This is a genomic window from Armatimonas sp. (assembly GCF_964826245.1).
In genome coordinates, this window is record NZ_CBAYMC010000294.1 from 1 (window position 1) to 4623 (window position 4623).

The 4623-nt window shown below is 58.5% G+C and carries 5 protein-coding genes; 1 reads left to right on the forward strand and 4 read right to left on the reverse strand.

The window, feature by feature from the left end:
• Together AC1XOS_RS19950 and AC1XOS_RS19955 are read right to left on the reverse strand one after the other, a co-directional pair.
• Nucleotides 1-768, reverse strand: a 768-nt coding sequence (locus AC1XOS_RS19950) for a sulfite exporter TauE/SafE family protein (RefSeq protein ID WP_481963968.1), incomplete at its 3' end; no start/stop codon positions are given.
• Between the two features lie 51 nt (nucleotides 769-819).
• Complete coding sequence (locus AC1XOS_RS19955; RefSeq protein WP_481963969.1) at nucleotides 820-2211, reverse strand: hypothetical protein; 1392 nt, start codon at nucleotides 2209-2211, stop codon at nucleotides 820-822.
• Between the two features lie 157 nt (nucleotides 2212-2368).
• Between AC1XOS_RS19955 and AC1XOS_RS19960 the strand changes: the two genes are divergently transcribed.
• On the forward strand, nucleotides 2369-2878 hold the full coding sequence (locus AC1XOS_RS19960) for a DUF4240 domain-containing protein (RefSeq protein WP_481963970.1): 510 nt from the start codon (nucleotides 2369-2371) through the stop codon (nucleotides 2876-2878).
• A 3-nt stretch (nucleotides 2879-2881) separates the two neighbouring features.
• On the opposite strand, the gene AC1XOS_RS19965 is transcribed toward AC1XOS_RS19960, so the two are convergent.
• Nucleotides 2882-3298 carry a hypothetical protein gene (locus tag AC1XOS_RS19965; protein ID WP_481963971.1) on the reverse strand — a complete coding sequence of 139 codons (417 nt, stop codon included), beginning with the start codon at nucleotides 3296-3298 and terminating at the stop codon, nucleotides 2882-2884.
• Nucleotides 3299-3475: 177 nt separating this feature from the next.
• Nucleotides 3476-4495, reverse strand: coding sequence for a type I glyceraldehyde-3-phosphate dehydrogenase (gene gap / locus AC1XOS_RS19970; protein WP_481963972.1), 1020 nt, complete (start codon nucleotides 4493-4495; stop codon nucleotides 3476-3478).
• Nucleotides 4496-4623 lie beyond the last annotated feature (128 nt).

The window sequence follows — 4623 nt, forward strand, 5'->3', positions numbered from 1 at the left end:
AATTTCTCGTGCGACCATGTAGGTGCCCATCACCAGGAGGAAAATACCGAAGGTGGGGCGTAGCTTCTCGCCGGGAATGCGCTTAGAAAGCAGCGTCCCAATGCCCATGCCTGCCGCCGTCAAGGCAGTCAGTGTCAGTAAGAATCCCCAGTGAGCTTCTCCTCGGATCTTTGCATCGGAGAAGAAGCCAAAGAGCGAGTTGGCGGAGATGATGGCCAGTGACGTTCCCACGGCGCGTTTAATGGGCAGCTTCACCGCAAGCGTCAGGGCAGGAACGATGAGAAATCCTCCGCCCGCTCCCACCAAGCCCGTCACGACGCCGACGACCAGCGCGGGAGGCACGAGCTGGCGCAGATCCGTAGATTCCTGTGCATCGCTGGCAGCTTCCTTGCGTTTTCGCAGCATCGAGACGGCAGTCGCAAGCATGAGGGCAGCGAAGAAGATCAGCAAGAGCGTGTCGCGGGAGACACCTCCCAGGCTGTCTGGGATCGCGGGGAGTAGAAAGTGGCGCGTCAGCCAGACGGTGAGAGAGGCGGGAAGAGCAAAGCCCAGCACCGCACGCCCCACGACGAGGCCCCGCCGCGCCATCAGGCCAGCGCCAATCGCGGCGGTTGCTCCCACGATAAAGAGCGAGTCGCCCGTCGCTTTTGAGGCAGACTCGCCAAAGAGATAGACCAGAGTCGGCACCGTGAGGATCGAGCCCCCGCCGCCCATCAGCCCTAGCGTGATCCCAATCACCACTGCCGCTGCGTATCCTATAGTTTCCATAGCTTCTGCAATCACAGAGGCGGAGACGGAAAGAAAAGATTCAGGAAAGATTCAGGGACGAAGCTCGTAGACCAGAAAATCGGGAAGTGATGCCCTAAGAGTGAGGTTAGATTGCCCTCTCTGGTTCTGCTTCAGGGGGGCAATGACGGGCCCAAAGTGCCAAAGTAGCCGCTCGGGCGGCTCGGGCGTGTGGCGGAGAACCAGAAAGGCTCGGCTTTGGCTCTCCTGCGCTTTTTGGGCGAGCTGACGGAGCCGCTCTGCCGTGACATAAGGCGTGTAAGGGTAGGCAGAGAACGAGAAGACCCGGCTGCGCTGCAGGAAAAGAGTCGCATCCACCAGCTCATCGCCGATCAGCCAGTCACTTTTTGATGTGTTCTCAACCAGCCAGCGCAGCCGTGGTGAGGATGTCTCCGGTGGAGGCAGCGTCTCCCACTGCGTGAGACGAAGCTCCTTGCCTAGAAAGAGCAGAAGCCCCAGCAAGGCCAGTGCCTGCTGCATCCGTGGTGTGAGTAGCTGCGCACCAGCCCCAACGAGCGCTAGGAGACCCACCAAGCTCGCCGGAAGGAGAAGGCGTGCATCAAGTGGATCGAAGTGGACACGGCAGCGCTGTGCAGTCAGGGTCGTGGTGTAGAGCAAGACCCAGACCAGCAAAAGGCGGTGGGAGCTGAGCGGATGAAGCGGCCCCGCTGGCTTAGTCTTGCCGGCGATCCAGAGTGCAAGTCCGACTGTTAGGAGCGCCTGAGGAGCGCCGTGCCGATCCATGACAAAGTAGTTTCCCAGCAGTGCCAGAAGCCCCTCGCACAGGACGGTGAGAAGTCCCTGATCCGAGGGTAGCGGCAGGGGAAGGGCGTGACCGGTCTGGCTGACGTTATGAAGCATGACCGGAAGCGCCACCAGCGCAAAGCCGAGGCTATAGCGCCCAAACTGTCGCCAGGGTAGGGCAAGGAGGCCAAAAGGAAGAAGCCAGAGGAGAGCGTAACGCGTGGCAAAACAAAGGCCACCCAGTAGCCCCGCCAGCACGATAAGCCGTCTGCTCCCTGAGTGACGTGCCTGTAGCAGAACCGAGAGGCAAGCAAGAAGGAGGGTGAGAGCCACCCCTTCGCTCAGAGCGGTCTTGCCTGCCTGAATCAGGGGACTAAACCCCAGCATGAGCCCGAGTGCCAGAGTGCCCGCGTGCGCCCCGTAGAGCCGCTGGGTCAGTCGGTACCCAAGCCAGAGAGTCATGCCAAGGCCTAGGACGGAGAGAAGAAGGGCCACGTCTGGGCAGCGCTCAGGTGTGGGGGAGAGCGCGGCAATCAGAAGCGGAAAGAGCGGCCCCTGCGCCGTAAAAGCGGAAGGCACGCCCGGCGTGAGAAGCTCCCACTGGGGCTGATTGTGCCCCACCGCACTCTGCACAAGGCCATGACCGCGCACCACGCTCTGAGCGACTTCGATATAGTTCATTGCATCGAAGGGAATTTGTCGTGTCTTGGTAAGTGAGTTATAAAGAAAGAGTGCAGCGAGACAAAAAATAAGAGGGAGAACTCGCATACTTAATCTAAGAATGCAAAAAGCATGCCTAGATTTTCCGTATTGTCTCGCTGGTGAGGAGTAGCCTCACATGACCCGTGATGAATTTTGGCAACATATCGAGACGACACGTCTGGCTGGGAAGAACGACCCTGATGCCCAGTGCAAGCAGCTCAAGAAAAATCTAAAAACGCTCTCTGACGACGAGCTGATTTCTTTCCACACGCACTTCGATTCCCTCTACGCCCCCACCTACCGCATGGATCTCTGGGGTGCGGCCTATGTCATCAACGGAGGCTGCTCCGACGACTGCTTCGACTACTTCCGCGCCTGGCTGATCGGTCGTGGGAAAGCCGCCTACGAAGCCGCTCTCGTGAGCCCCGACTCCCTCGCCGATGTCGCGGAAGACGACTGTGCGGAGCAAGAAGAGCTACTCTCAATCGCCATCGGCATCTGGCTCAAGCGCCACAAGAAAGACTGGGGCGATGACACCCCGTTTCCCAGCACCCCCAACTCCGACCCTGGCCCCGCCGAGTGGGACGAAGAAGACGAAGAAAGCCTCGCCCGGCTCTACCCACGCCTCTTTGCGAAGTTCTGGTAAAAACTAGCCGAGAAGCTGGCGTAGTCTTTCCAGGTTCTCAGCATCGCTTTGTTCGGGCGAGTGATCGAATGCTTCCGATTCTGTGCTATTAGCGCGGTAGATGCGAACATTTTGAAAAGCGGGTTCATCGAACTTTCTGTAGAGGTAGTCATAAATTTCTTCGGCACTGGAGAAGCCCCGAAGCGGAACTAAAAAGGTCGTGGTATCTTTCGCGCCTGGGCAAAACAGAAAGACCGTTTCCGAGTGTTTAGGGTTCGTCTTAGCCTGAAAAGGAAATTTTTTGACCTTCTTTTCTTGTCGTGCATGGTCCACCATAAAATAAAGAAAAATAACGCCAATCACGCTTAGAAACACAAAAAACGTCCAAGGCCGTGTTAGCCAAAGGACAATCATCCGACCAAAACTCGATCCGCTTTCCATGCGTAAAAGTATAACGTGAAATAGCCATCAGACCCATTCATGGGTCTTGCCGACCACCCAGAGGGTACCCAGCGGGCCGCTTTAGCCGCCCGTCTGTGAATGGTTGCCCGATGACCAAACAAAATAAAACCCCTCCTCCCAGGGTTGGGAGGAGGGGCAGGGGAGGAGGGTTGAGGCCTACAGGCCCTTGTCCTCAAGGAAGTTGAGCAGGTCGGCGAGGCGGTTGGAGTAGCCCCACTCGTTGTCGTACCAGCTCACGACCTTGACGAAGCTGCCCAGCCCGATGGTGTCCACCGCGCTGAAGATCGAGCTGTGGGGGTTGCCCTTGAGGTCGGTGGAAACGAGCGGCTCGTCGTTGTACTGGAGAATTCCCTGGAAGCCCGGAGTCTCGGCGGCGGCCTTCATTGCGGCGTTGATGTCCGCGACAGGAGCGTCTTTGGAGAGCAGCGCGGTGAAGTCCACGACGGAGACGGTGGGGGTGGGGACGCGGAAGGCCATTCCGGTGAACTTGCCCTGAAGCTCCGGGATCACCAGACCGACGGCGCGAGCGGCACCCGTGGAACTGGGGACGATGTTCATGGCGGCGGCGCGGGCATCGCGCAGGTCCTTGGTGGCGGTGTCCACGGTCTTTTGGGAGTTGGTGTAGGCATGGATCGTGGTGAGCAGGCCCTTCTCAATCCCGAAGCTTTCGTGCAGCACCTTGGCGACTGGCGCGAGGCCGTTGGTGGTGCAGCTCGCGTTGGAGATCACGTGGTGCTTGGCCGGGTCGTACATGTGCTCGTTGACACCCAGCACGATGGTGAGATCCTCGTTCTTGGCGGGCGCGGAGATCACGACCTTCTTGACCGTACCCTGCTTGTGTGCGACAGCCTTGGTGGCATCGGTGAAGAAGCCGGTGGACTCCACCACGATGTCCACGTTCTCGGTGCTCCACGGAATCGCAGCGGGGTCTTTCTCGGCGAAGACCTGGATCTTCTGGCCATCCACCACAAGGTCGGTGCCCTCGTAGCCAACCGTGCCCTTGAAGGGGCCGTAGTTGGAGTCGTACTTCAGAAGGTGGGCGTTGGTGAGCGCGTCCGTCAGGTCGTTGATCGCAACAATCTGAACGTCGCCGTTCAGCCCATATTTCTCATAGATGGCGCGGAAGGTAAGACGTCCGATGCGTCCAAAACCGTTGATGCCAACACGTACTGCCATTTTCTTTCCTCACAAATCGAAACCAATTCAATGTACGGCAGCGTCCCCAGCATCCTTGGCGCGACGTTTCCGCCAATCAAAGAGGATACCCGTTTTAGAGCTTTGCCGCAAGGCAGACTGTCTTAAAT